Annotated in this window: 19 protein-coding genes; 6 read left to right on the top strand and 13 right to left on the bottom strand. The window is 72.0% G+C overall.

The window, feature by feature from the left end; all coding sequences use genetic code 11:
- Positions 1-43: 43 nt before the first annotated feature.
- The 9 genes from msrA to ACSW7Y_RS07120 form a co-directional block, all read right to left on the bottom strand.
- Positions 44-565 carry a peptide-methionine (S)-S-oxide reductase MsrA gene (gene msrA, locus ACSW7Y_RS07160; RefSeq protein WP_438125624.1) on the bottom strand — a complete coding sequence of 174 codons (522 nt, stop codon included), beginning with the start codon at positions 563-565 and terminating at the stop codon, positions 44-46.
- A gap of 82 nt (positions 566-647) precedes the next feature.
- On the bottom strand, positions 648-1,262 hold the full coding sequence (locus ACSW7Y_RS07155; RefSeq protein WP_438125623.1) for a biotin transporter BioY: 615 nt from the start codon (positions 1,260-1,262) through the stop codon (positions 648-650).
- A 28-nt stretch (positions 1,263-1,290) separates the two neighbouring features.
- Positions 1,291-1,980 (bottom strand): TetR/AcrR family transcriptional regulator, encoded by a 690-nt coding sequence (locus ACSW7Y_RS07150; RefSeq protein ID WP_438125622.1) that lies wholly within the window; start codon positions 1,978-1,980, stop codon positions 1,291-1,293.
- Between the two features lie 23 nt (positions 1,981-2,003).
- Positions 2,004-3,692 (bottom strand): allophanate hydrolase, encoded by a 1,689-nt coding sequence (atzF, locus tag ACSW7Y_RS07145; protein WP_438125621.1) that lies wholly within the window; start codon positions 3,690-3,692, stop codon positions 2,004-2,006.
- Positions 3,689-7,327 carry an urea carboxylase gene (gene uca / locus ACSW7Y_RS07140; protein ID WP_438125620.1) on the bottom strand — a complete coding sequence of 1,213 codons (3,639 nt, stop codon included), beginning with the start codon at positions 7,325-7,327 and terminating at the stop codon, positions 3,689-3,691. The genes atzF and uca overlap by 4 nt, the downstream gene beginning before the upstream one ends.
- Positions 7,324-8,016, bottom strand: coding sequence for an urea amidolyase associated protein UAAP2 (locus tag ACSW7Y_RS07135; protein WP_438125619.1), 693 nt, complete (start codon positions 8,014-8,016; stop codon positions 7,324-7,326). Before ACSW7Y_RS07135 ends, uca begins: the two co-directional genes overlap by 4 nt.
- Positions 8,016-8,855, bottom strand: a complete 840-nt coding sequence (locus tag ACSW7Y_RS07130) for an urea amidolyase associated protein UAAP1 (RefSeq protein ID WP_438125618.1) — start codon at positions 8,853-8,855, stop codon at positions 8,016-8,018. Before ACSW7Y_RS07130 ends, ACSW7Y_RS07135 begins: the two co-directional genes overlap by 1 nt.
- A gap of 54 nt (positions 8,856-8,909) precedes the next feature.
- The gene (locus tag ACSW7Y_RS07125) at positions 8,910-10,520 is read right to left on the bottom strand and encodes an APC family permease (RefSeq protein ID WP_438125617.1); all 1,611 of its coding nucleotides are present in this window, start codon (positions 10,518-10,520) and stop codon (positions 8,910-8,912) included.
- A 205-nt stretch (positions 10,521-10,725) separates the two neighbouring features.
- The gene (locus ACSW7Y_RS07120) at positions 10,726-11,547 is read right to left on the bottom strand and encodes an aldo/keto reductase (protein ID WP_438125616.1); all 822 of its coding nucleotides are present in this window, start codon (positions 11,545-11,547) and stop codon (positions 10,726-10,728) included.
- Between the two features lie 69 nt (positions 11,548-11,616).
- Here ACSW7Y_RS07120 and ACSW7Y_RS07115 point away from each other — a divergent pair, with 69 nt between their 5' ends.
- Complete coding sequence (locus ACSW7Y_RS07115; protein ID WP_438125615.1) at positions 11,617-12,729, top strand: 5-methyltetrahydropteroyltriglutamate--homocysteine S-methyltransferase; 1,113 nt, start codon at positions 11,617-11,619, stop codon at positions 12,727-12,729.
- 57 nt (positions 12,730-12,786) lie between these two features.
- Here the strand turns inward: ACSW7Y_RS07115 and ACSW7Y_RS07110 are convergent, their stop codons facing one another.
- On the bottom strand, positions 12,787-13,185 hold the full coding sequence (locus tag ACSW7Y_RS07110) for a MarR family winged helix-turn-helix transcriptional regulator (protein WP_438125614.1): 399 nt from the start codon (positions 13,183-13,185) through the stop codon (positions 12,787-12,789).
- A gap of 186 nt (positions 13,186-13,371) precedes the next feature.
- On the opposite strand from ACSW7Y_RS07110, the gene ACSW7Y_RS07105 reads away from it, so the two are divergent.
- From ACSW7Y_RS07105 to ACSW7Y_RS07090, 4 genes are all read left to right on the top strand, one after another.
- Positions 13,372-14,025: a hypothetical protein gene (locus tag ACSW7Y_RS07105; protein WP_438125613.1), complete on the top strand. Its 654-nt coding sequence runs from the start codon at positions 13,372-13,374 to the stop codon at positions 14,023-14,025.
- Between the two features lie 133 nt (positions 14,026-14,158).
- Positions 14,159-15,043: a S26 family signal peptidase gene (locus ACSW7Y_RS07100; RefSeq protein ID WP_438125612.1), complete on the top strand. Its 885-nt coding sequence runs from the start codon at positions 14,159-14,161 to the stop codon at positions 15,041-15,043.
- Positions 15,040-15,921 (top strand): LamG domain-containing protein, encoded by an 882-nt coding sequence (locus ACSW7Y_RS07095; protein ID WP_438125611.1) that lies wholly within the window; start codon positions 15,040-15,042, stop codon positions 15,919-15,921. The genes ACSW7Y_RS07100 and ACSW7Y_RS07095 overlap by 4 nt, the downstream gene beginning before the upstream one ends.
- 259 nt (positions 15,922-16,180) lie before the next feature.
- Complete coding sequence (locus ACSW7Y_RS07090) at positions 16,181-16,840, top strand: TetR/AcrR family transcriptional regulator (RefSeq protein ID WP_438125610.1); 660 nt, start codon at positions 16,181-16,183, stop codon at positions 16,838-16,840.
- A gap of 48 nt (positions 16,841-16,888) precedes the next feature.
- Here the strand turns inward: ACSW7Y_RS07090 and ACSW7Y_RS07085 are convergent, their stop codons facing one another.
- From ACSW7Y_RS07085 to ACSW7Y_RS07075, 3 genes are read right to left on the bottom strand one after another with little or no spacing between them, the layout of a single operon-like run.
- A complete protein-coding gene (locus tag ACSW7Y_RS07085; protein WP_438125609.1) occupies positions 16,889-17,635 on the bottom strand; it encodes a copper homeostasis protein CutC in 747 nt (248 codons plus the stop codon).
- On the bottom strand, positions 17,632-19,155 hold the full coding sequence (locus ACSW7Y_RS07080; protein WP_438125608.1) for a M81 family metallopeptidase: 1,524 nt from the start codon (positions 19,153-19,155) through the stop codon (positions 17,632-17,634). The genes ACSW7Y_RS07085 and ACSW7Y_RS07080 overlap by 4 nt, the downstream gene beginning before the upstream one ends.
- Complete coding sequence (locus tag ACSW7Y_RS07075; protein WP_438125607.1) at positions 19,148-20,332, bottom strand: ROK family protein; 1,185 nt, start codon at positions 20,330-20,332, stop codon at positions 19,148-19,150. The genes ACSW7Y_RS07080 and ACSW7Y_RS07075 overlap by 8 nt, the downstream gene beginning before the upstream one ends.
- Before the next feature lie 216 nt (positions 20,333-20,548).
- Between ACSW7Y_RS07075 and ACSW7Y_RS07070 the strand changes: the two genes are divergently transcribed.
- Positions 20,549-22,348 carry a peptide ABC transporter substrate-binding protein gene (locus ACSW7Y_RS07070; protein ID WP_438125606.1) on the top strand — a complete coding sequence of 600 codons (1,800 nt, stop codon included), beginning with the start codon at positions 20,549-20,551 and terminating at the stop codon, positions 22,346-22,348.
- The last annotated feature ends 39 nt before the right edge of the window (positions 22,349-22,387 follow it).

Raw genomic sequence — 22,387 nt, 5'->3', positions numbered from 1 at the left:
CGCCTCCAGTCCGTCATGCGGTCACGCCGTCAGGCGCGTGCATTCACGCCGAGGCGGTCGCCTCGTCGCGGTGCGGGAGCTTCCAGCCCGGGCGGACGAAGTGGCACGTGTACCCGTGCGGGTGCTTCTCGAGGTAGTCCTGGTGCTCCTCCTCGGCCTCCCAGAAGTCGCCGGCGGGCTCGACCTCGGTGACGACCTTGCCCGGCCAGATGCCCGACGCGTCGACGTCCGCGATGGTGTCGAGCGCGACCTGCCGCTGCTCGTCGTTCGTGTAGAAGATCGCGGAGCGGTAGCTGCGGCCGACGTCGTTGCCCTGCCGGTCCTTCGTCGACGGGTCGTGGATCTGGAAGAAGAACTCGAGCAGGTCGCGGTACGAGATCTGCGACGGGTCGAACACGATCTCGACCGACTCGGCGTGGTCGCCGTGGTTCCGGTAGGTGGCGTTCGGGGTGTCGCCTCCGGAGTAGCCGACGCGCGTGCTGATGATCCCCGGGCGGCGTCGGAGGAGCTGCTGCGCTCCCCAGAAGCACCCGCCGGCGAGGATGGCGGTCTCGGTGGTGGTCATGCTGGCCTCCTGGGCGTCGTCGTTGCCGCTGGCTGCGGCATCACGGGGTGCAACCGGCGACACGTGCCGACTGTTCCCGCGCTCAGCCCATCGTGCCCGGCGTGCTCCGGCGACGGAGGGCTGCCGTCCAGCCGAGCGAGGTGACACCGGCGCCGATCAGGGCCTTCGCGACGCCGCCGACGACGAACGGGTACAGCCCGTACTCCAGGGTGTGCTGCAGGTCGGTGCCGAGCGAGACGGCGAGCCAGGACATCCCGGCCGCGAACGTGACCATCGTGCCCAGCGCGAACGAGAGCAGCGCGGCGGTGAACCGGCGGTCGCCGAAGCGCTCCGCGACCCACCCCACGACGGCAGCTGCGGCGACGAAGCCGACGATGTAGCCGCCCGAGGGGCCGACGAGCACACCGGGGCCGGCGGTGCCGTCGGCGAACACGGGCAGGCCGACCAGACCGAGCAGCGCGTAGAGGGTCATCGACAGCGCGCCGCGTCGTGCTCCGAGGGCGCTGCCGACGAGGAGGACGGCGAGGGTCTGCCCGGTGACCGGCACCGGCCAGAGCGGGACGGAGAGCTGCGCGGCGCCGGCGGTGAGCAGGGCGCCGGCGACGACGAGCACGGTGCTCACGGCGGCCGTGCGGGGGAGGAGGGCGTCGGCGAGCGGGCGCGGTCGGCCGGTGGCGGTGGGCGTGAGAGTGGTCATGGTGCTCCTCGGGAGGTGCGTGAGGTGGTCAGGAGACGGCGGCGAGGAGCGCTCCGGCACCGCGACGGGCCTCGGCGACGGCGTCGGTGTCGAGGCCGCACACGCGGAGGCAGCTGCTCGTGATCGCGGCGCGGTCGCGGTCGTCCACCTCGCCGCCGCGGCGGAGCTGGATGACGGTCTCGACGAGCTGGATGAGGATGCCGCCGAGCTGCGCGGGGGTGACCGCGTCGGTGACCTCGGGCGTCGCCGCGAGCGTGCCGAGGCGTCCGTAGACGTCCTGTAGCGCCTGGCGGTCGGCGCGGAACCCCGCGAAGCGTTCGCCCTGCACCTCCGGCAGCAGGTACAGCGTGCCGACGTTGTGCGGGGTGCCGGCGAGCGTGCCGACGTCGAACGCGACGAGGGCGGCGAGCGCGACCGCGGCCGGGACGGACCCGGGGACCCGGTCGTCGAGGTCCCGTGCGACCTCGAGGCTCGGGCGGACCGAGGTCTCGAGCAGTTCGACGAGCACGTCGTCCTTGCCGGCGAAGTGGTAGTACAGCGAGGCCTGCCGGATGCCGACCCGGTCCGCGATCGCCCGGGTGGAGGTGGCACCGAACCCGTGCTCGACGAACAGGGCGGCGGCCGCGTCGAGGACCTGGTCCCGCGGGCTCCGGGCCGGCGCGGCGTCCGGTACCGCACGGGGTCGTCCGGGTCGTGTGGGGCGGTCGTCGGCGGGCACGGCCCCATCCTCGCAGCCGGTCGTCACGCGGGTGCTCCGACCGCCTGCGACCGGTACGCGCGCCAACCCCCGTGGTGCGTGATGTCCTCGGCTCCCTGGACGGCGTACGGCTCGACGGTGAAGCCCGTGACGTCCGTCCCGTCGGCGAGGGTGACCGTGCCGATGGCCATCGGCGCGGGGAGCGCGGCGACGAAGGTCGCGAAGCCGGCGGCGGGGAGGCGCCAGACCTCGCCCGCGATGCCGGCGCCGGCTTCGGCGGCGGCCGTGGTCCGGACCAGGCCGGGCTTCGGCGGTACGGTGTCGAGCGCGTACAGGCGGTAGTCGTCGGCCGTCCGGGCATCGCGGACGAAGGTCCCGCCAGCCGCGACGAGCTGGCCGTTGAGCGGCTGGTCGCGGAGGTGCGCACCGACCACGAGCAGGTCGACCGTCGGCTCCGCGAACGCCGACGCGAGGGCGGCGAGCACGCGGTCCGAGAACGCCGGCCCGGTGAGCATGACGCCGAACGGCAACCCGTCGACGAACCCGGCGGGCACCGCGAGGGACGCCATGTCGAGCAGGTTGGCGAAGTTCGTGTACCGGCCCATCCGGCTGTTCGCGCCGATCGGGTCGGCCGCGACCTCGGCGAGCGTCGGGTGCCACGTCGTGGTCGGGGTGAGGAGCGCGGTGCTGCCGTCGAGGGCGGCCCGACCGGCAGCGCCGAGGGCGTCGAGCCGCTCCTGGTCCGCGAAGAGCTCCGCGGCCGTCGGGGTGGCGCCGGCGAGCACGATCGCCGCGACGCTGGGGTCGAGGTCCGCACCGATCTCGTCGCGGTGGACGTCGATGTGGGCACCGACCGCCGCGTACCGCTCGGCGACGAACGCACCCCCGTAGAGGAGCGCAGCGGCGTCGAGCAGCGGCGCGATGTCGACCTCGACGACCTCGTGGCCGAGCGCACGGAACCGGTCGACGGCCCGCCCGAAGGCCTCGGCCCAGCCGGGAGCCAGCCCCTCGAGCTGCGACGGCAGGGGGACCGCGATGCGGGGGACGGTCGGCAGGACGGGGCCGGTCACGCCCTGGTCGGCACGCGACAGTGGGTCCGCCCCGTCCGGTCCGGCCATCAGCTCGGCGACGGTCCGTGCGGTTCCCAGCGACCGCGCGAACACGGTCACGCAGTCCTGCGACCGGCAGGCCGGCACGACCCCGGTGTTCGGCACGAGGCCCTTCGTGGGCTTCACCCCGACGAGGTGGTTCAGCGCCGCCGGCACCCGACCGGAGCCGGCGGTGTCCGTGCCGAGCGCGAAGTCCACGGTCCCGAGGGCGACGGCGGTGGCCGAGCCGCTCGACGAGCCGCCGGAGATCCGCGTGGGGTCCCAGGCGTTCCGCACGGCGCCGAAGGGGGAGCGGGTGCCGACGAGTCCGGTGGCGAACTGGTCGAGGTTCGTCTTGCCGACGACGACCGCGCCCGCTGCCCGGAGCCGCGCGACCGCGGTGGCGTCCTCGGTCGGTGTGTACGCGTAGGAACGGGCAGCCGCGGTGGTGGGGAGTCCCGCCACGTCGATGTTGTCCTTCACGGCGAAGAGCAGCCCGGCGAGCGGGAGCGTCGGGTCGACGCCCGATGCCTCCGCGACGACGGACGCCCGGTCGCGCAGGGTGATCCAGACCTCCGGGCGGTCGACGGCCTCGATGCGGTCGAAGGCGTCGTGCGCGCGAGCAACCGCGTCGCCGCCGCTCACGCCGCCGCTCCGATCGCGGCGAGGACTTGCCCCGGCGCCACCTGGTCCCCTGGCTTGATGTAGACCTCCAACACGTGTCCCTCCACCGGTGCGTGCACCATCGACTCCATCTTCATCGCCTCGACGGCCAGCAGCTTCTGGCCCTCGTCCACGCGGTCGCCCGGTCGGACGTCCACCTGCCACACGGTCGAGGTGAACGGCGCGGTGACCGCGGTCGCCCCGGCGGGCAGGACCACCTCGTCGGGCAGCACGACGGCCGGTTCGTCCCGGACGTCGAACTCGCCCGACGCGCGCCACCGTTCCTTCTCCTCGTCGAACGCGCGGGCCTGCTGCGCGCGGAAGTCCGCGATCGACCCGGCGTTCTCGGAGAGGAACCGGTTGTACGACGCGATCGAGAACTCGCCGTCGACGGTCTCGAAGTGCCCACGGCCGGCGTCGGTCTCGGCGCGGAGCTCGAGGAGCTCCTCCGCCCCGACCGGGTACCACTCGATCCGGTCGAAGAACCGCAGCGCCCACGGGTCCTCCTGGAAGAGTCCGCCGCGGCGGAACCGGTTCCAGATCTGCACGGTGCGGCCGACGAACTGGTAGCCGCCGGGACCCTCCATGCCGTAGATGCAGAGGTACGCGCCGCCGATGCCGACCGAGTTCTCGGCCGTCCAGGTCCGGGCCGGGTTGTACTTCGTCGTGACGAGACGGTGGCGGGGGTCGAGCGGGGTCGCGACCGGGGCGCCGAGGTACACGTCGCCGAGGCCGAGCACGAGGTAGCTCGCGTCGAACACGGTGCGGAACACGTCGTCCACGCTGTCGAGGCCGTTGATCCGCCGGATGAACTCGATGTTCCACGGGGTCCACGGTGCGTCGTCCCGCACCCCGGCCATGTACCGCTCGATCGCGAGCCGCGTCGCGGGGTCGTCCCACGAGAGCGGCAGCTTGACGGTCCGTGAGGGGACGACGAGCTGGTCGGTGGGCGGGATCTCGTCCTCGAGCTCGCGGAGGAGCCCGGCCATCGTGCTCGCCTTCAGCACGCTCGTGTCGGTGTGCACCTGCAGCGACCGGATCCCGGGGGTGACGTCGACGATGCCGGCCGGGGCCTCCTCCTGCAGCTTGGTCATGAGCGCGTGCACCCGCATCCGCAGGGCGATGTCGAGCGTCATGTCGCCGTACTCGACGAGGACGTTGTCGTCGCCGTCGCGTCGGTACGCGACGCTCGGCCTGGCGTCGGTCGCGTCGAGGCGCGCCAGGACTCCGTCGTCGCCGTCGCCTCCGGTGCGCGGCACCGACCGGGAGGCGCGGTGCGCGTCGAGCGCGGCGGCGTCGGCCTCACGGACGGGGACGAAGCGGACGGAGTCGCCCGGTCGCAGCTGGCCGAGCTTCCAGAGGTCGCCGCTGGCGACCACCGCGGGGCACACGAAGCCGCCGAGCGAGGGGCCGTCCGGGCCGAGGATGATCGGGGTGTCGCCCGTGAAGTCGATCGCCCCGACGGCGTACGGGGTGTCGTGGATGTTCGACGGGTGCAGGCCGGCCTCGCCACCGTCCGTCCGCGCCCAACCAGGACGGGGCCCGATGAGCCGGACGCCCGTGCGGGCCGAGTTGTGGTGGACGACGTAGTCGGTCGCGTAGAAGACGTCGAGGTCGTCGCGCGTGAAGAAGTCGGGCGCGCCGTGCGGCCCCTCGGTGACGGCGACCTCCCACGCGTCGGTCAGGGCCGTGCGGCGGTCGGCGGGGGTCGGGCCGCCGACGAGACCGAGCCGGGCGCCCTCCGGGAACGCCGGGTGCGGGGTGTCCGCGTCCGGCGAACCGGGACGCAGGACGTCCCCGGCCAGGAGCGCACGGCCGGCGTGACCGCCGAACCCTCCGAGGGTGAACGTGGCGGTCGAGCCGAGGTAGGTCGGGACGTCGAAGCCGCCGCGCACCGCGAGGTACGCGCGGAGTCCGGGTCCGGCGGCGGTGCCGACCGCGAGGGTCTGACCCGCCGCGACCTCGACCGGCTCCCACATCGGCACGGTCGCACCGTCGAGGGTCACCGGCACCGGGGCACCCGTCACGGCCACGACGGCCCCCGCCGAGAAGCGCAGCGTCGGACCGGTCGCGGTGACCTCGAGCGCGGGGGCGCCCTCCGGGTTGCCGACCGCACGGTTCGCCTCGGCGAAGGACGCGCCGTCGAACGGGCCGCTCGGCGGGACGCCCACCTGCCAGTACCCGGTCCGACCGGGCAGGTCCTGGATCGTCGTCATGGTGCCCGGTGCGACGACGTCGATGCGCGGGTCCGGGTCCTCGGTCTCGTCGAGGGTGGAGGTGCTGTGCGTGGCGGTCCGGAGCTCGAGGTCGTCGGTGAGCGTCCGGAGCAGCCCGGCGTTCGTGACGATGCCGTCGACACGGGTCCCGGCGAGCCCGTCGCGGAGGCGGTCGAGCGCGTCGTCGCGGGTCTCGCCCGTGGCGATCACCTTCGCGAGCATCGGGTCGTAGAACGCGGACACCTCGGAGCCGGTCTCGACCCACCCGTCGACGCGCAGACCGGTCGCGACGGGGAACACCGCCTGGGTGACGAGTCCGCTCGACGGCAGGGAGCCCTTCGCGGGGTCCTCGGCGTAGAGCCGGGCCTCGACGGCGTGCCCGACGGGGGTCCACGCGCGGGTGAAGACGTCGTCGGCGATCCCGTCGGCACCGTCGCGGGCGAGCCGCAGCATGAGCTCGACGAGGTCGACGCCGAACACCTCCTCGGTCACGGGGTGCTCGACCTGCAGGCGCGTGTTGACCTCGAGGAACGACGCCTCCTCGCGCACCGGGTCGTAGACGAACTCGACCGTCCCGGCGCTGCGGTACCCGACGCTCTCGGCGAGCCGACGGGCGGACGTGTGCAGTGCCTCCCGGACGGATCGGGGGAGTGCCGGGGCCGGGGCCTCCTCGATCACCTTCTGGTTCCGGCGCTGGAGCGAGCAGTCCCGGTCGCCGATCACGGCGACGCGACCCTCGCCGTCACCGAAGAGCTGGACCTCGACGTGGCGGGCCGGTCGGACGAGCCGCTCGAGGAAGATCCCGGCGGAGCCGAAGGCGGCCGAGGCGGTGCGCTCGACGCTCGCGTAGGCCTCCCGGACCTCGTCGAGCGTCGCGCACGCCTGCATGCCGATGCCGCCGCCGCCCCCGGTGGCCTTGAGCATGACCGGCAGCCCGATGCGCTCGGCCTGCGCGACGGCGTCCTCGACGCTGGCGAGGAGGCCGGTGCCGGCGAGCATCGGCACGCCGGCGGCGGCCGCGAGCTCGCGGGCGGTGTGCTTCGCGCCGAACTGGACGATCTGTTCCGCGGTCGGACCGACGAACCGGATGCCCGCGGCCTCGCACGCCGCGGCGAACGCGGTGTTCTCGGAGAGGAAGCCGTAGCCGGGGTGGACGAGGCCCGCACCCGTGTCGAGCGCGGCCTGGACGACCGCGTCGATGCGCAGGTAGGACTCGCGCGCCGGTGCGGGGCCGAGCCGGACGGCGGTGTCGGCCTCGCGGACGTGCGGTGCGGCGCGGTCGGCGTCCGAGTAGACGGCCACGGTGCGCATGCCGAGGGCCTTCGCGGAACGGATCACGCGGCGGGCGATCTCGCCGCGGTTGGCGACGAGGACGGTGTCGGTGGAGAGTTCGGTGCTCACGGCTGGACCACGATCATTCGGAGGGGCGTGCAGGAGAAGTCGTTGCAGGGGTTGTTCATCTGCGGGCAGTTGGACACGATCACGAGGACGTCCCGCTCGGCCCGCACCGCGACACGCTTGCCGGGGGCGCTCATGCCGTCGACGATGCCGAGCGCGCCGTCCTCCTCGACCGGCACGTTCATGAACCAGTTGAGGTTGGACACGAGGTCGCGGGCGCCGAGCCCGTGGCGTGCGGCCTCGGCGAGGAAGTTCTCGCGGCAGCCGTGCTGGTACTGCGTGTGGTGGCCGTAGCGGAGCGTGTTCGACTCCTTCGAGCACGCGCCACCGATGGTGTCCTGCCGGTCGATCTCGTTCGCGACGACGGTCATCAGCGGACGGCCCTCGTTGGACACCAGGACCGTGCCGGTCCGGACGTACGCGTTGCCCTGCGCCGCGAGCGTGTCGGGCACGCTGTAGCGCTCGTCCGGGTCGGACGCGTCGTAGACCAGGCAGTCGGCGCTCTGGTTGCCGCCGACGTCGACGATCGTGAGGACCTCGCCGGCGCGGACGACGGCGGACCACGGGGCGAGCGGTGCGACGTCGTCGTCCCGGACGACGGTGCCGGGGACGAGGGACTCGCTCCGGTCGAGGGGGACGTCGTGAGCGTGGACGGCACCCACCGGGACGGTCGTGGTCAGGGTCGGGGTCATCACAGGCCTCGCGCTTCCGCGTAGTCGATCGAGTTGAGGTGCGCACGGTGCAGTTCCGGCGTCGCGGTCGCCCGGTCGTCGTCCGCCCTGGTCGCCGTGCCACGCCAGGCGTGCACGCGCAGCGGACCGACCGTGTACTCGGCCCGCGGGTCGAGCGGGTGGGCGACGTTGGCGACGAGGACGAGGAGCGGCAGCTCGGCGACGAGGGTGACGTGTCGGTCCGGTCCGGCCGAGCCCGTCGGCGTGAGCGTGCCGTCGGCCTCCACGTGGACGCCCTGGAAGAACGAGACGCTCGGCGGGAGGTCGCGCTTCGACAGTCCGTGCTTCGCCGCCGCCTTCGTGAAGAGCGACCGGCCGCTCGGGCTCGGACCCTCCGGTGCGGCGTCGCCGTACTTCCGGTCGTTCCACGCGTCGGTGGTGGTCCCGCAGAAGGCGTCGTGGTGGCCGGAGGTGTCCTCGACGATGCTCGCGAGGACCCGTCCGTCACCGCTGAGGAGCGGCGAGCCCTGCCCGAGGTACGCCTGCCACGGGATCTTCTGGGTGTCCGCGACGTTGAGACGCTCCCACGGCTCGAGGGCGTTGTACACGAGGACGTTCGCGCAGGCGTCGCCGGTCGGGTCGTCGAACCGGATGCGGGTCCCGCGGGCGAGCACCTTGTGCGTGTACCCGCCCGGAGCGACGGTCTCGGCCCACACCAGCTCGGCCGGGTCGACGCCGTCCGGGGCGAACGGCGAGGTCGACGCGGGCAGGTACGGCATCCAGTCGGACGTCGCACCGGCCTGCGCGCGGGCGTCGGAACGTGAGGCGGTCACGCTGTCGGTCTGGTGGAGGTCACGCACGGTGGAGCCTTTCGGTGGTGCGGGCGGTCTGGGCGGGGGCGGTGCCGCGTGCCGTCAGGCGTCGACCGGGGTGGGGGCGGTGTGCGGCACCTCGGCGAGGGTGAGCGGACCGTGTGCCCGGTGCCGCCAGGAGGACCACGCCCAGCCGATGAGCAGCACGGCGCCGATGAACAGGAGCGCGCTGTACTGCAGCCACCACGAGTTGCCGGTGAGGTCGTAGATCTCCGGCCGCGGCCAGATGAGGTTGACGGCCATGCCGACCTGGAAGAGCACGGCGAGGGCGTTGAGCGGGATGCCCCAGCGGCCGAGCGTGAACAGCGGCTTCCCGTCCTCGTCGACCCCGGTCGGCAGGCCCGTGCGACGGGTGCGGATCCGCTCGAGGAGCAGGGGGCCGGTCACGCCGAGGTAGGCGAGGTACAGCATCGCGATGCAGAGGCTCGACAGGGCGGTGAAGATCGCCGACTGGCCGATGTTGACGGCGAGGGCCAGCCCGGCGCCGACGCCGACGACGATCGACGCGGCGATCGGGGTGCCGGTCCGCGGCGAGACGCGGGCGAGGGTCCGGTGGAACGGCAGCGCGCGCTCGCGGGCCATCGAGTAGACCATCCGTGCGCCCGCGGTCTGGACGGCGAGGGTGCAGGCGAAGACGGCGACCGCGACGCAGCAGAGCAGCAGGCGTCCGAAGACGTCGCCGAGCGTCGAGGTGATCACCCACGCGAGCCCCTGCGTGGCGAGCTTGCCGTCGGTCAGGCTCGGCGCGGCGACCAGGGCACCGACGATGAGCAGGCCGCCGCCGAGGCCCGAGACGGTCAGGGCGCGGACGATCGTCTTCGGGGTGGTGCGACGCGGGTTGTGGGTCTCCTCGGCGAGCTCGCCGGCGGAGTCGAACCCGACCATGACGTACGCGGCCATGAGCGACGACGCGAGGAACGCCCAGACGTACGGCTCGGTGCTCGTCGACCCCTCGGTCGAGAACACCACGGCCGGCGAGCGGTGCGGCAGGACGAACAGGGCGGCGATGAGGACGACGACGCCGACGATCTCCACGAGGACGCCGAAGCTCGTCACGCGGGCCATGAACCGGACGCTCACGATGTTCACGACCGTCGTCAGCACGAGCATCACCAGCCCGAGGACCACCGCGTTCGCGGCCCCCGTCGGCGAGGCCACCGAGGCGTTCGCCCCCGGGCCCCCCACGATCTGGAAGCCGTTCCAGATCGACGGCAGGACCGCCTGCACGGCGATGGCGGCCACGGCCACGGTCAGGATCTGCCCGATGATCATCGTCCAGCCGGTGAACCAGCCGAAGCGGGCGCCGGCGAGACGGCTCGACCACTGGAAGATCGCGCCGGAGATCGGCCAGCGGGCCGCGAGCTGCGCGAAGTTGAGCGCCACGAGGAGCTGGCCGGCGAAGACGAGCGGCCATGCCCAGAAGAACGCGGCGCCGCCGAGCCCGAAGCCGAGCCCGAAGAGTTGGAAGACCGTGGTGAGGATCGACACGAACGAGAACCCGGCGGCGAAGGACGAGAACGACCCGACGCCGCGGTGGAGCTCCTGCTCGTACCCGAGGGCGGCGAGGTCGGAGGCGGCGGTCGAGGGACCGGCGACGGGGCCGGAGGACGGGGTGGCGCGTGGTGCGTGGAGCGGAGCTTCGGGAGAGCGCATGGCTGCAGACCTTTCGCGGCAGTACCTGTCGGGCGACAGGTAGTACGAGTGTCGTGCGGCGCTGTGTCGTGGCCGTTGCCCGTCTGTTTCGTCCTCGTGTCGTCGGCCGTCGGCATGTAAACAGTGCGCGACGACGGACGGGAGGCCCGTGGCGATCCCGCCACGGGCCTCCCGTCCGTCTCTCGGTCGCGTCAGCGACCGCTGCTCACGCCGTCGTGTCCTCCAGCGCGTCCAGCGCCGCGACGTCCTCCGCCGACAGCACGAAGTCCACGTCCGCGTTCTCCGCGATCCGCGACGGGGTGGTCGACTTCGGCAGCGGCAGGACGTCCTTCTCGAGCAGGTACCGGATCGCGACCTGCGCGACGGACTTGTCGTACTCCGCCGCGATGTCCCGGATCTGCGCGTTGTCGAGCAGGCCACCCGTGGCGAGCGGCGAGTAGCCCTCGGTGAGGATGTCGTGCTCCCGGTCGAACGCGGTCGTCTCGTCCTGCGTGTTCCCGATGAACCACCGGATCTGGTTCGCGTGCGGGACCACGTCGGTGCGGCCGAGCAGGTCCTCGAGGTCGGCGACCATGAAGTTCGAGACGCCGATGCTCTTCGTGCGGCCGGCGTCGTAGAGCTCCTCGAACACCTTCCACACCTCGACGTTGCCGTCGCGGTGGTCGGACCCCATGTCGCTCCAGGGCCACGGGGCGTGGATCAGGTAGAGGTCGACGTGGCCGAGGTCGAGGTTCCTGGTGGACTCCTCGAAGGCGTCGCGCGCGCCGGCGGCGGTCTTGACCTCGGCGGGGAGCTTCGTCGTGATGAAGAGCTCGTCGCGCGGGACACCGCTGTCGCGGACGGCCTCGCCGACGCTGGCCTCGTTGCCGTAGGCGAGTGCGGTGTCGATGTGGCGGTAGCCGGCCTCGATGGCGGTCTTCGTGGCGTCGTAGGCATCGCTGCCGGACGGGATCTGCCACGTCCCGAAGCCGATCTTCGGGATGTGCAGACCGTTGGACAGGGTGAACGTGTCGGTCAGTGCGGGCATGCGGCGCACACTACGCCGCGCGACGCACCCGGCTCCCGGCTCGTGGTTCCGCCTCGGTACCATCGGCGCATGTCATCGCGACCGCCGTTCCGAGCCGACGTCGTCGGCAGCTACCTCCGCCCCGCCGCCGTGCAGGAGGCCCGCGCCGCCCACGCCGCCGGGACGATCGACGACGACGCCCTCCGCGCCGTCGAGGACGAGGCCGTGCGGGCGCTCGCCGACGCGCAGCAGGCCGCCGGGTTGCAGGTCGTCACGGACGGCGAGGCCCGACGCAGCTGGTGGCACCTCGACTTCTGGGGTGGGCTGGACGGCGTCGAGGTCGTCGAGCTCGACCACGGCATCGCGTTCCAGGGGGTCTCCACGACGCCGAAGGGACTCCGCGTGACCGGACCGGTGTCGTTCCCGGCCGACCACCCCTTCCTCGCGCACGCCCGGTTCGTCGTGCAGGAGGCCGCCCGTCGCGGGGTCACGGCGAAGTTCACCATCCCGTCGCCGACGGTCTTCGACTTCCGGCTCGACGCCGACCAGGTGCGGACGGAGCACTACGCCGACCGGGCCGCGATCACCGAGGACCTCGTCACGGCGTACCGCGACGCGATCGCCGCGTTCCACGCCGTCGGGGTGCGCTACCTGCAGCTCGACGACACGGCCTGGGCCTACCTGTGCTCGGACGTCGAGCTCGAGAAGGCCCGTGAGCGCGGCATCGACACCGAGGGCATCGCCGCCCGGTTCTCGTCCATCGTCCGGCGCGTGCTCGACGGTCGGCCGTCGGACCTCGTGGTGACGACGCACGTGTGCCGCGGCAACTTCCGCTCGACGTGGATCTCGTCCGGCGGGTACGAGCCCGTCGCCGAGGAGCTGCTGGGCAACACCGGCTACGACGGCTTCTTCCTCGAGTACGACAGCGACCGCGCTGGTGGCTTCGAACCCTTGCGGTTCCTGCCGCACGGCCACCAGGTCGTCGTGCTCGGACTCATCACGTCGAAGACCGGCGAGCTCGAGGACCCGGCGGTCGTCGAGCAGCGCATCCGCGACGCCGCGCAGTACGCGCCGCTCGAGCAGCTCGCGCTGAGCCCGCAGTGCGGGTTCGCGTCGACGGAGGAGGGCAACGTCCTCTCCGAGGACGAGCAGTGGGCGAAGGTCCGCAGTGTGGTCGCGATCGCGGAGCGCGTCTGGGGCTGACGCACCCAGGAGACGGCCGGGAGGCCCGTGGCGGCGTCGCCACGGGCCTCCAGTCCGTCACGGCTCACGACCCCCGGCGGCGCCGGCCTGCTCGTAGAGGTTCGTCGCCAGGTCGCTGAGCAGGGTGGCGAGGTCGCCGTCGTGCGTCGCGTCGACGGCGGTGAGCAGCTCGGCGTACCGCTGCCGGTACCCGCGGACGACCGCGTCGCCCTCGGGCCGCAGCCGCAGGAGGAACCCGCGGCGGTCGTTCGGATTCGGTGCGCGCTCGACGAGTCCGGCCGCGGTCATCCGGTCGACCATGTTCGTGACGGCCCCGGACGTGAGCCCCAGGTAGCCGGCGACCTCGGTCGGGGTCGAGTAGCCCGTGTCGTCGATGAGCACGAGGGCGCGGAGGGCGTTCTCGTGCACCCCCGCGCGGGCACTGAGCCGCCGGACCAGGACGGCGTTCGCGCGCACGACGGCATCGAACGCGCTGATCAGCTCAGCGGGGTCTGTCCTGGCGTCCCTCACATTGGGGACAGTACACGAGTAGCCAAGTTTGTGAATGGTTGAGTATCTTGATGAGTGAAGCAAGTGAGCCCGAGCCTCTTGCTCCACAGACCACAGAGACCACAGCACCGCCCGAGACCGAAGAGGTTCCCCGTGTCCAAGAAGTCCCGCACCTCCCCAGTGAAGCGGATCCGTTTCGCCCCCGTCGCCCTGCTCGCGGGCATCTTCGCCGCCGTCCTCCTCTCGCTGTCCCTCACCGGCACGCTGTCGGGGTTCGCCGCGAGCATCACCAACAGCAGCAACACCGCCGCCAGCGGCACCCTGACCATGCAGGAGCAGAACGCCGGCGGCACGGTCACCTGCGCCAGCACCGACGGCGGATCGGTCTCGACCAACGCCGCGACCTGCTCGACGATCAACAAGTTCGGCGGGAGCACGACGATGACGCCGGGCAACACCGTCAACACCGCGATCTCGATCAAGAACACCGGCACTGCGAACGCCGCCACCTTCACGCTGACCCCGGGCGCGACCTGCACGCAGTCGAACAACGGCACCGTCAACGGCAGCGCCACCGACCTGTGCTCGAAGATGAACCTCGTCATCACCTCCGGCTCGACCACCGTCTTCACCGGCACGCTCGCCAGCTTCAAGGGCGCCGCCTCGACCGCGTTCACCATGCCGCCCGCCCCGGCAGCCGGTGCCAGCGTCCCGTTCAACTTCGCCGTGACGCTCGACTCGTCGGCCGGCAACACCTACCAGGGCCTCGCCGCCTCGGTCCCGATGACCTGGACCTTCACCGCGTAGTCCGCCCGCGACCGGCGACGGCCCCCACCGTCCCAGACCGGCGACGCTCGACCGACCCCCCTCCGGCCGAGCGTCGCCACCCATCACCCCACCCCCGCCCCACCCAGCACCACCTCGACGACCGGAGCAGCACATGAGCCAGACCGCAGCAGTCCCGCTCAGCGGCACGCTCGACCGGCCGCTCCTCGGCGGCCACACCGCCACCCGCTTCGAGACCGTCCTCGCCTGGTCCGTCGCCGTCGTCGCCGCCGTGCTCCTCGGCGCCGCGGTCCTCTTCCTCGGCTCCGGCGGCCGCTGGTTCGTCGTCGAGACCCCCTCGATGGGCGAAGCGGCTCCGGTCGGCACGCTCGTGCTCGACCTCCCGGTCCGCACGTCGAGCCTCGCGGTCGGCGACGTCGTCACGTTCGAGACCGCCGCGAACCCCGGCGTCGTCTACACGCACCGCATCATCGCCGTCGACCACGACGGCGGCCTGCACACCCGAGGTGACATCAACGGTGCGACCGACCCGTGGACGCTCACGCAGGCCGACGTCATCGGCTCGCCGGTGCTCCTCGTCCCGCACCTCGGCTGGCTGTTCCGTGCGGCCCCGCTCCTGCTCATCGGCACACTGGTGATCTGGACGCTCACGAGCGTCTTCACCGACCGCGTCACCCGGACGTGCCTCCGCATCGCGGGGGGTGCGCTCACCGTCTCCTACGCCGCGTTCGTCCTGAAGCCGTTCGTCAACGTGACGACGATCACGAACACCGCCGACCACACCGCCGTCGACGCGACCATCGTGTCCTCGGGCATGTTCCCGGTCCGCGTCACGGCCCCCGGTGCCGAACCCCTGCACCTCGTCGACGGGCAGGTCGGGCACATGGTGATCCACGAACTCACCAAGAGCGGCCACTACCAGTTGACGGCGAACATCGACCTCGGCCCGGTGGGCTGGGGACTCCTCATCGCCGCGTGCCTCGTGCCGTTGGTGCTGTGCCTGTCGGTCGGACGGACCGACGCGGTGCGTGCCTCGTGAGCGGCCTCGGTGTCGCGTCCGCGGCGGTCGGGCGTCGTCTCCGCGACGGCCGCGTCGTCGCGCTCGTGCTCGTCCTCGCGATCGCCGTCGTCGTCCTGTTCAACGCCTTCGCACCGACCCGGTCGGCCTTCGGCGCGCGGATCACGAACGACACGGACACCGCGGGGACCGCGCCGTACTTCACCTGCTCGGCCGCGGTCGGCGCCGACACCGCGAACGCCGTGTTCGCCTACCGGCTCGGCGAAGCCACCGGGTCGACGGTGGCCACCGACTGGTCCGGCAAGGGGCAGAACGGCACCTACCAGGGCCTCGCGACGGCGGTCGCGCCCAACCCGAACGCCTGCCCGCGCGATGCCGGGAGCTCGTACCAGCTCAACGGCTCGAGCACCTTCGTCTCGACCCCGAAGTCGATCGCGAACCCGACCACCTTCAGCGAGGAGGTCTGGTTCCGGACCACCGTCGCGGGCGGCATGCTGGTCGGGTTCGGCAGCAACCAGGTGACGACCTCGGGGCAGCACGACCGACAGGTGTACCTGAACACCGCGGGGCAGCTCGTCTTCGGCTCCTTCAACGGCACCACGCAGGTCGTCACCTCGCCCAAGGCCTACACGGACGGCGCGTGGCACCACGTCGTGGCGACGATGTCGGCCACCACCGGGATGCGGCTCTACGCGGACGGCGCGCTCGTGGCGTCGAACGCGGCCTACACGGCGCCCGAGAACTACACCGGCTACTGGCGCATCGGGTACGACACCGTCTCCGGGTGGCCCGGTCAGCCGTCGAACTTCTTCTTCACCGGGCAGATGCGGTACGCGGCCGTCTACAGCACCGTGCTCTCGTCGACGCAGGTCGCGAACCACGCGGCGGCGGGCCGCTGACGTCCCTGACGACCGACCGGTGATGCCGCCGGTTCGGGTACGGCGGCAGCACCGGTCTCGAGCGCGCGACCCGCCTAGGGAACGGGCGCGCACGCGTCGGCGACACGTCGGAGGCCGGCGTGCGTCAGGACCAGGGCGGCCGGGACGGACCCGACTCTTCCTGACGACCACCGGCAGCGTCGCCGGGTGCGACGATAGGTGCCCGGCTAAGCGGAGTCAACTCTCCACTTGAATCGGACAGCTGCGTTAGGGTCGGTCCATGTCCGCTGCGGAGCGTGCCCGAGCCGAGCGCGTCGAGGTGCGCCGGAGCCGGGAGGCGATCCTCGCGGCGGCAGAGCGGCACTGGCGGGCGCACGACGCCGACCCGTCGATGGCGCAACTCGCGAAGGACGCCGGAGTGGGCATCGCGACGCTGTACCGCCGGTTCCCGAGCATCGACGACGTGATCCGGGCGCTGTACGTGCGGCTCGTGGCGGAGTTCGCGCGCGTCGAGGAACGGGTCGTCGTACAGCCGACCGCCTGGGATGCCGTCGTCGCCCTCGTGACCGGCATCGTCGACGTCCTCCAGGAGCACCCGGCGATCCCGCGGCTCAACCGGAAGATGGTCGCCCTCGACGACGAGCGGCAGTTCAGCGACGGCTGGGCCGACGCGTTGGAGGCCCTCGTCGTCGCTGCGCAGGCCGAGGGGACCCTGCGTCCGGACGTCAACGCGAACGACGTGACGTTCGCCGCGTTCCGCATCGGGAGCTACTCGAACCTGCCCCCCGCCGAAGCGGGACGGATCCTGGGCCGACAGATCGGCATCGTGCTCGACGGGCTGCGTGCCGACGGTCGGACCTGCCCGCTGCCGGGAGGGCCGATCGGGATGGCGGACCTCCACCGACTGTTCCGCTACGAGGTCGAGCACCCGGTCGACTGACCCGGGTCCGGCGTGGTCGGTCGCCCCGCCGCCCCGCCGCCCCGTCGCTCAGGCGCCGGTGTCGAGGGCTCGCCGTGCGGCCGCCACGACCTCGCCGTCCGTCACGAAGTGTGCGGACCCGTCGTCGGAGCCGCCCATCGGGACACCGGTGTGACCGCTGTCCGGAGCCGCCCGCTTCGCTGACAGGTGCACCGCGGACACCCGTGCGGCCACGAGTGCCCGGACGTCCGCAGGGGTCACGCCGGCCCCCGCCATGACCTGCACGGGCCCCGCCGCGTCGACCATCCGGGTGATCGTCGCGGCACCGGCGGCGGCCGTCAGCGCGCCCCCCGACGTCAGCACCCGGGTGAAGCCGAGGTCCGCGAGCGTCGACGCGGCGGCGACGGGGTCCGCAGCGTGGTCGATCGCGCGGTGCAGGGTGACCTCCGCGGCGGTGCTCACCGACCGGGCGGCGGCGACGAACCGGCGCAGGGCGTCCGTGTCGAGCGTCCGGTCGGGACGGAGGGCACCGACGACGACTCCTGCCGCACCGGAACGGAGGACCGTGCGGACCTCGCGCTCCATGAGGTCGACCTCGTCGCGGTCGTGCACGAACCCGCCCGGACGGCAGCGGACGAGCGCGTGCGCCGGGATCCCGGTCTCGTGCACGCTCTCGACGAGGGCCTGCGACGGGGTGAGGCCGCCGAGCTCGAGGCCGACGCAGAGCTCGACACGGTCGGCGCCGCCGTCCCGGGCGACGAGCGCTCCGGCGGGCGACGTGACCGCGATCTCGAGGGCGACGGGGGCGGTGGTCACGCGATGGCTCCGAGCGGTTCGTTCGACGGCGGGATGATCCGGGCGCCGAGGTCGGGCGCCGACGGGAACTCCCGATCGTAGGGGAACATCGGGCGCTGGATCCTGTGGTGTCCGAGCCGCTCGAGGTCCTGGTCGACGCCTCCGGGGGTGAGCGCGAGCATCCAGTCCGCGGCCATGTCGAAGAGCTCCGGTTCGAGGTACCCGATCTTCACGATGACGACGTCGGCCTCGCGCGGGGCGAGGTCGAGGTCGGTGAAGTCGTGCTCGTGGTGGTACGGCTTCCGGAGCTTCGTGAGGATCGCGAACACCGACCCGACCTGGAGCACGACCTCGGTCTCGGCGTCGCGGTCACCGTGCTTGACGGCGTGCACCCGGCCGGTCATCGTGATCGGCCCAGCGTGCAGGTCGTCGACCGCGGCACCGGCGGTCACGGTCACGGTCGCCCCGACCCCGGCCTCGACGGCGGTGGCGACGGCCTCGGGGCCCGGGACACTCGCGTAGATGACGGTCGGGCCGTCGGGCGCGCGGAACGCCGGGTTCGCGAGCACCTGCGTCAGCCCCCACGTCATGTCGCCGGAGCCGCCGGCGGTGGGGTTGTCGCCGGAGTCCGAGACGAAGTACGGCCGCGCGGCGCCGGGCGCGAGTGCCGCGGCCAGGCACTCGTCGAACGAGCCCGTCGGCGCGACGAACACGAAGTCCTCGCGGGCGTCCCAGAACGCCCGGGCGAGGCGTTCGGCACCCGCGGCGACGGCCTCCCGGTCCCAGCCGGTGACGACCGTGACGGCACGGTCACGGGGCTGGTCGGCCCAGGCGTAGCCGACCCAGATCGCGGCGTCGAGGACACCCGGGGTGGCCTCGACCTCGGGCACCTGCGCGTACAGCGAGGCCGCGGGCTCGATCCGCGTCGAGGTCTGCTCGCCGGGGAGCAGCACGGGGATCGGCACCCACGCCTTCACGGGCCGCTGTTCGCCGACCGGTCGGGTGGTGAGCACGTCGACGAGGTTGCGGACGGCGCGCTCCTTCGTCTCGAGGGCGTCCTCGTGCGGGGCCATCCGGTAGCAGGTGACGAGGTCGACCTGGTGCGCGAGCTCGGCCGTGACGTTGCCGTGCAGGTCCATGGACGCCGACACGACGACGTCCGGTCCGACGACCGCGCGGATCCGTCCGAGCAGGTCCGTCTCGGCGTCGTCGAGCCCCTCCACGACCATCGCGCCGTGGATGTCGTACCAGAGGCCGTCGACCTGCCCGATGGCCTGCAACCGGGCGACGATCTCCGACGCCAGCGCCTCGTACGATTCGCGGTCGACCACGCCGCCGGGGAGGGCGTGCCCGATGAGCGCGCCGCGGAATTCGGCCCGGTCGCCGTACGAGGCGAGGAACGGGTACCGCGCCACGACCTCGTCGCCGCGGTCCGGGTGGAACGCCGGTGCGTGCGTCCGGGTGGGGGTGAACGTCGAGGTCTCGATGGCGAGACCCGCGATCGCGATCACGGGCCGACGTGGGGAGACGGGGTCAGACACGGACGTTCCTCTTCCTGACGGTGGACTGGGGGATGGGGGTCGAGAGCTCCTCGAGCGAGGCGGTGAGGCCCCGTTGCAGCGCGAACTGCCCGGCGCCGACGAGCCCGGCGTCGGCGCCGAGCGACACCGGCTCGATCGCGAGGTGCTGCGTCATGAGCGGGTGACAGCTCTCGTACAGCTGGCTCCGCACGGCGGCGATGAACGGGTCGAGGGTCGACAGGATGCCGCCGAGGTAGACCGCGTCCGGGTTGAAGAAGTTGACGTTCGCCGCGAGGACCTCGCCGAGGTACCGGCCCGCGAGCCGCACGGCCCGGGTGGCCTCGGGGTGCGCGTCCGAGGCGAGCCGGACCACGTCGGCCGTGGACTCGACCGGAACCCCGGCGTCGGACAGGATGCGGACCAGGGCGGCACCGGAGGCCACGGTCTCGAGGCACCCGGTGTTCCCGCACGAGCACGGGGTGTCACCGGCCGCGTCGATGCGCACGTGCGTGATGTCGCCGGCGGACCCGGTCGACCCGCGGTACAGCCGGCCGTCGATGACGATCCCGGCCCCGATCGCGGAGCCTGCCTTGATCGTGATGGTCTGCCGGCGCGACGGGTCCTGCACGCTCTGCTCGCCGGCGGCCATGCAGTTCGCGTCGTTGTCGACGATCGCCGGCAGCCCGAACCGCTCGGTCAGCCAGGACGCCACCGGGAAGCCGTTCCACCCGGGCATGCGGCTCGGCAGGTCGACCACACCGGCTTCGACGTCGACCGGCCCGGGCAGGCTGAGCCCGACGCCCCGGAGTCCCGCGCGGCCCTGCTCCTCGGCGAGCCGCTCGAGCATCCCGGCCAACCGCTGCAGCCCGGCGGTCGGGCCGTCGGCGAGCGCGAACGGGACGTTCGCGACGGACTCGAGCGCGCCTCCCGGTCGGACCACGCCGATGCGGGCGTGACCGCCACCGACGTCCGCGGCGACCGCGTACTCGTCGGCACCGCCGATGCGGAGCACCTTGCGCGGGCGTCCGCCCGTCGAGACGTCGGTGCCCTCCTCGGCGAGGAGCCCGTGCGACAGCAGCTGCGCGACCACGTGCGAGACGGTCGACGGTGCGGCAGCCAGCAGTGTCGCGATCTCGGTGCGGCTCGAGGCCTGCCCGGACGCGACGAGCTCCAGGACGCGGGCGCTGAGGTCCGGCACGACTTTCTCCAATCCGGCGGAAACACGATCGATCACCGACCGCGACGTCGAGCCTAGGCGGCAGATCGACCCGTCCACCCTTTCGCCCGATCCGCAGAAACGAACTATTTACACGAACATGTTTGTTTTTCCAACGGCTTTGGTCATTGACTGTCCCCGTGCCGACCGGCACGCGTGCTCCACACCCCGACACCTCCCACGCACCAGGAGACACACATGACCAAGCCCCGTCGCTGGGCGCTCCTCACCGGAGCCGCGATCGCCGTGAGCGCGCTGCTCGCCGGCTGCTCCGGAGGCGGCAACGCCTCGTCCGGCAGCAGCAACGCCGACGAGATCAACTACGCGCTGCCGGCGAACTTCACGCCGAACTGGATCCTCCCGATCGGCACGGCCGCGCACCTGAACACGAACAACGGGTCGATCGCACAGTCGCTGTACGAGCCGCTCATCGCGTACAACGGCTCGACCGGCAAGATCGCGTGGAACAAGGCCGGGTCGATCGCGACCGACGCGAAGTTCGCCGACGACGCGAAGAGCGTCACCGTCACCCTCGGCGACCGGCACTGGTCCGACGGCAAGCCGATCACGAGCCGCGACGTCGAGTTCTGGTTCAACCTGATCAAGGCGAACAAGTCCGAGTGGGGCAACTACTCCGAGGGCAAGGCGCCGGACGACTGGACCTCGTTCAAGGCCGTCGACGACACGCACTTCACGATCACGTTCGACAAGGCGTACAACAGCGACTGGATGCTCGCCAACCAGCTGAGCTACATCATCCCCCTGCCCCAGCACGCCTGGGACAAGACGAGCGCGAGCGGCTCGGTGAGCAACGCGGACGAGACGACCGAGGGCGCGAAGCAGGTCTGGAAGTACCTCAACACCGCCGCGGGGAAGATCTCGGACTACGCGAGCGACGACCTCTGGAAGACGATCTCCGGCCCGTACGGCGTGAGCGCGTTCACCACCGCCGGCAAGGTCACCCTGACGGCCAACAAGAAGTACGACGGCGGTGAGAAGCCCGCCATCACGACCGTGAACCTGCTGCCCTTCACGTCCGCCGACGCGGAGGTCAACGCCGTCCGCTCGGGCGGGGTCGACTACGGCTACATCAACGCCACCGACATGGACCAGAAGGCGTCGTTCGAAGCCAAGGGCTACGAGGTGCAGCCCTGGACCGGCTGGGCGATCACGTACATGCCGTACAACTTCAACAACCCGACGATGGGCGCGGTCTTCAAGCAGCTCTACGCCCGCCAGGCCGTGCAGATGTCGATCGACCAGACCTCGCTGTCGAAGGTCGTCTTCAACGGCACCGCCACCTCGACCTACGGGCCGATCCCGCAGGCGCAGGAGTCCGACTACGTGTCGAGCGTCCAGAAGGACAACCCGTACCCGTTCAGCACCTCGAAGGCCAAGGCGCTCCTGACCAGCCACGGCTGGAAGGAGCAGGGCGGCACGATGGTCTGCACCGACCCGGGCACCTCCGACAGCCAGTGCGGCGAGGGCGTGGACAAGGGCACCAAGTTCACGATGAACGTGCTCTCGCAGTCCGGCTCGACCGTCACCGACAACATGATGAGCGCGATCCAGTCCTCCCTCGCGAAGACCGGCATCGGCTTCACGATCAAGACCGCGCCGGTGTCGAGCGTCCTCTCGCAGACCCCGACCTGCACGAGCGACGAGGCCAGCTGTGACTGGGACCTCTCCTTCTTCGGCACCGCGGGCAGCTGGTACTTCCCGGCCTACCCGACCGGCGAGGCGCTCTTCCAGACCGGCGGTTCGGCGAACTTCGGGTCGTACTCGAACAAGGAGGTCGACCAGCTCATCGACGCGACCACCACCTCGACCGACTCGACCGCCGTGCAGGACTACAGCGCGGCCGTCGCGAAGGACCTCCCGGTGATCTGGCTCCCCGAGCCCGACTACCAGATCTCGGTCGTCAAGAAGGGGCTGACCGGGTTCGACCAGGACTCCCTCGCGAACTTCCACCCCGCGCAGTGGAAGTGGTCGAAGTAGGTCGCTGACGCGACCAGGCCTGGAGGCTCGGTGCGGGTC

It is taken from the genome of Curtobacterium flaccumfaciens (assembly GCF_051548005.1).
Taxonomy (GTDB): Bacteria; Actinomycetota; Actinomycetes; order Actinomycetales; family Microbacteriaceae; genus Curtobacterium.
This window is presented reverse-complemented; position numbering and strand designations above follow the sequence as displayed.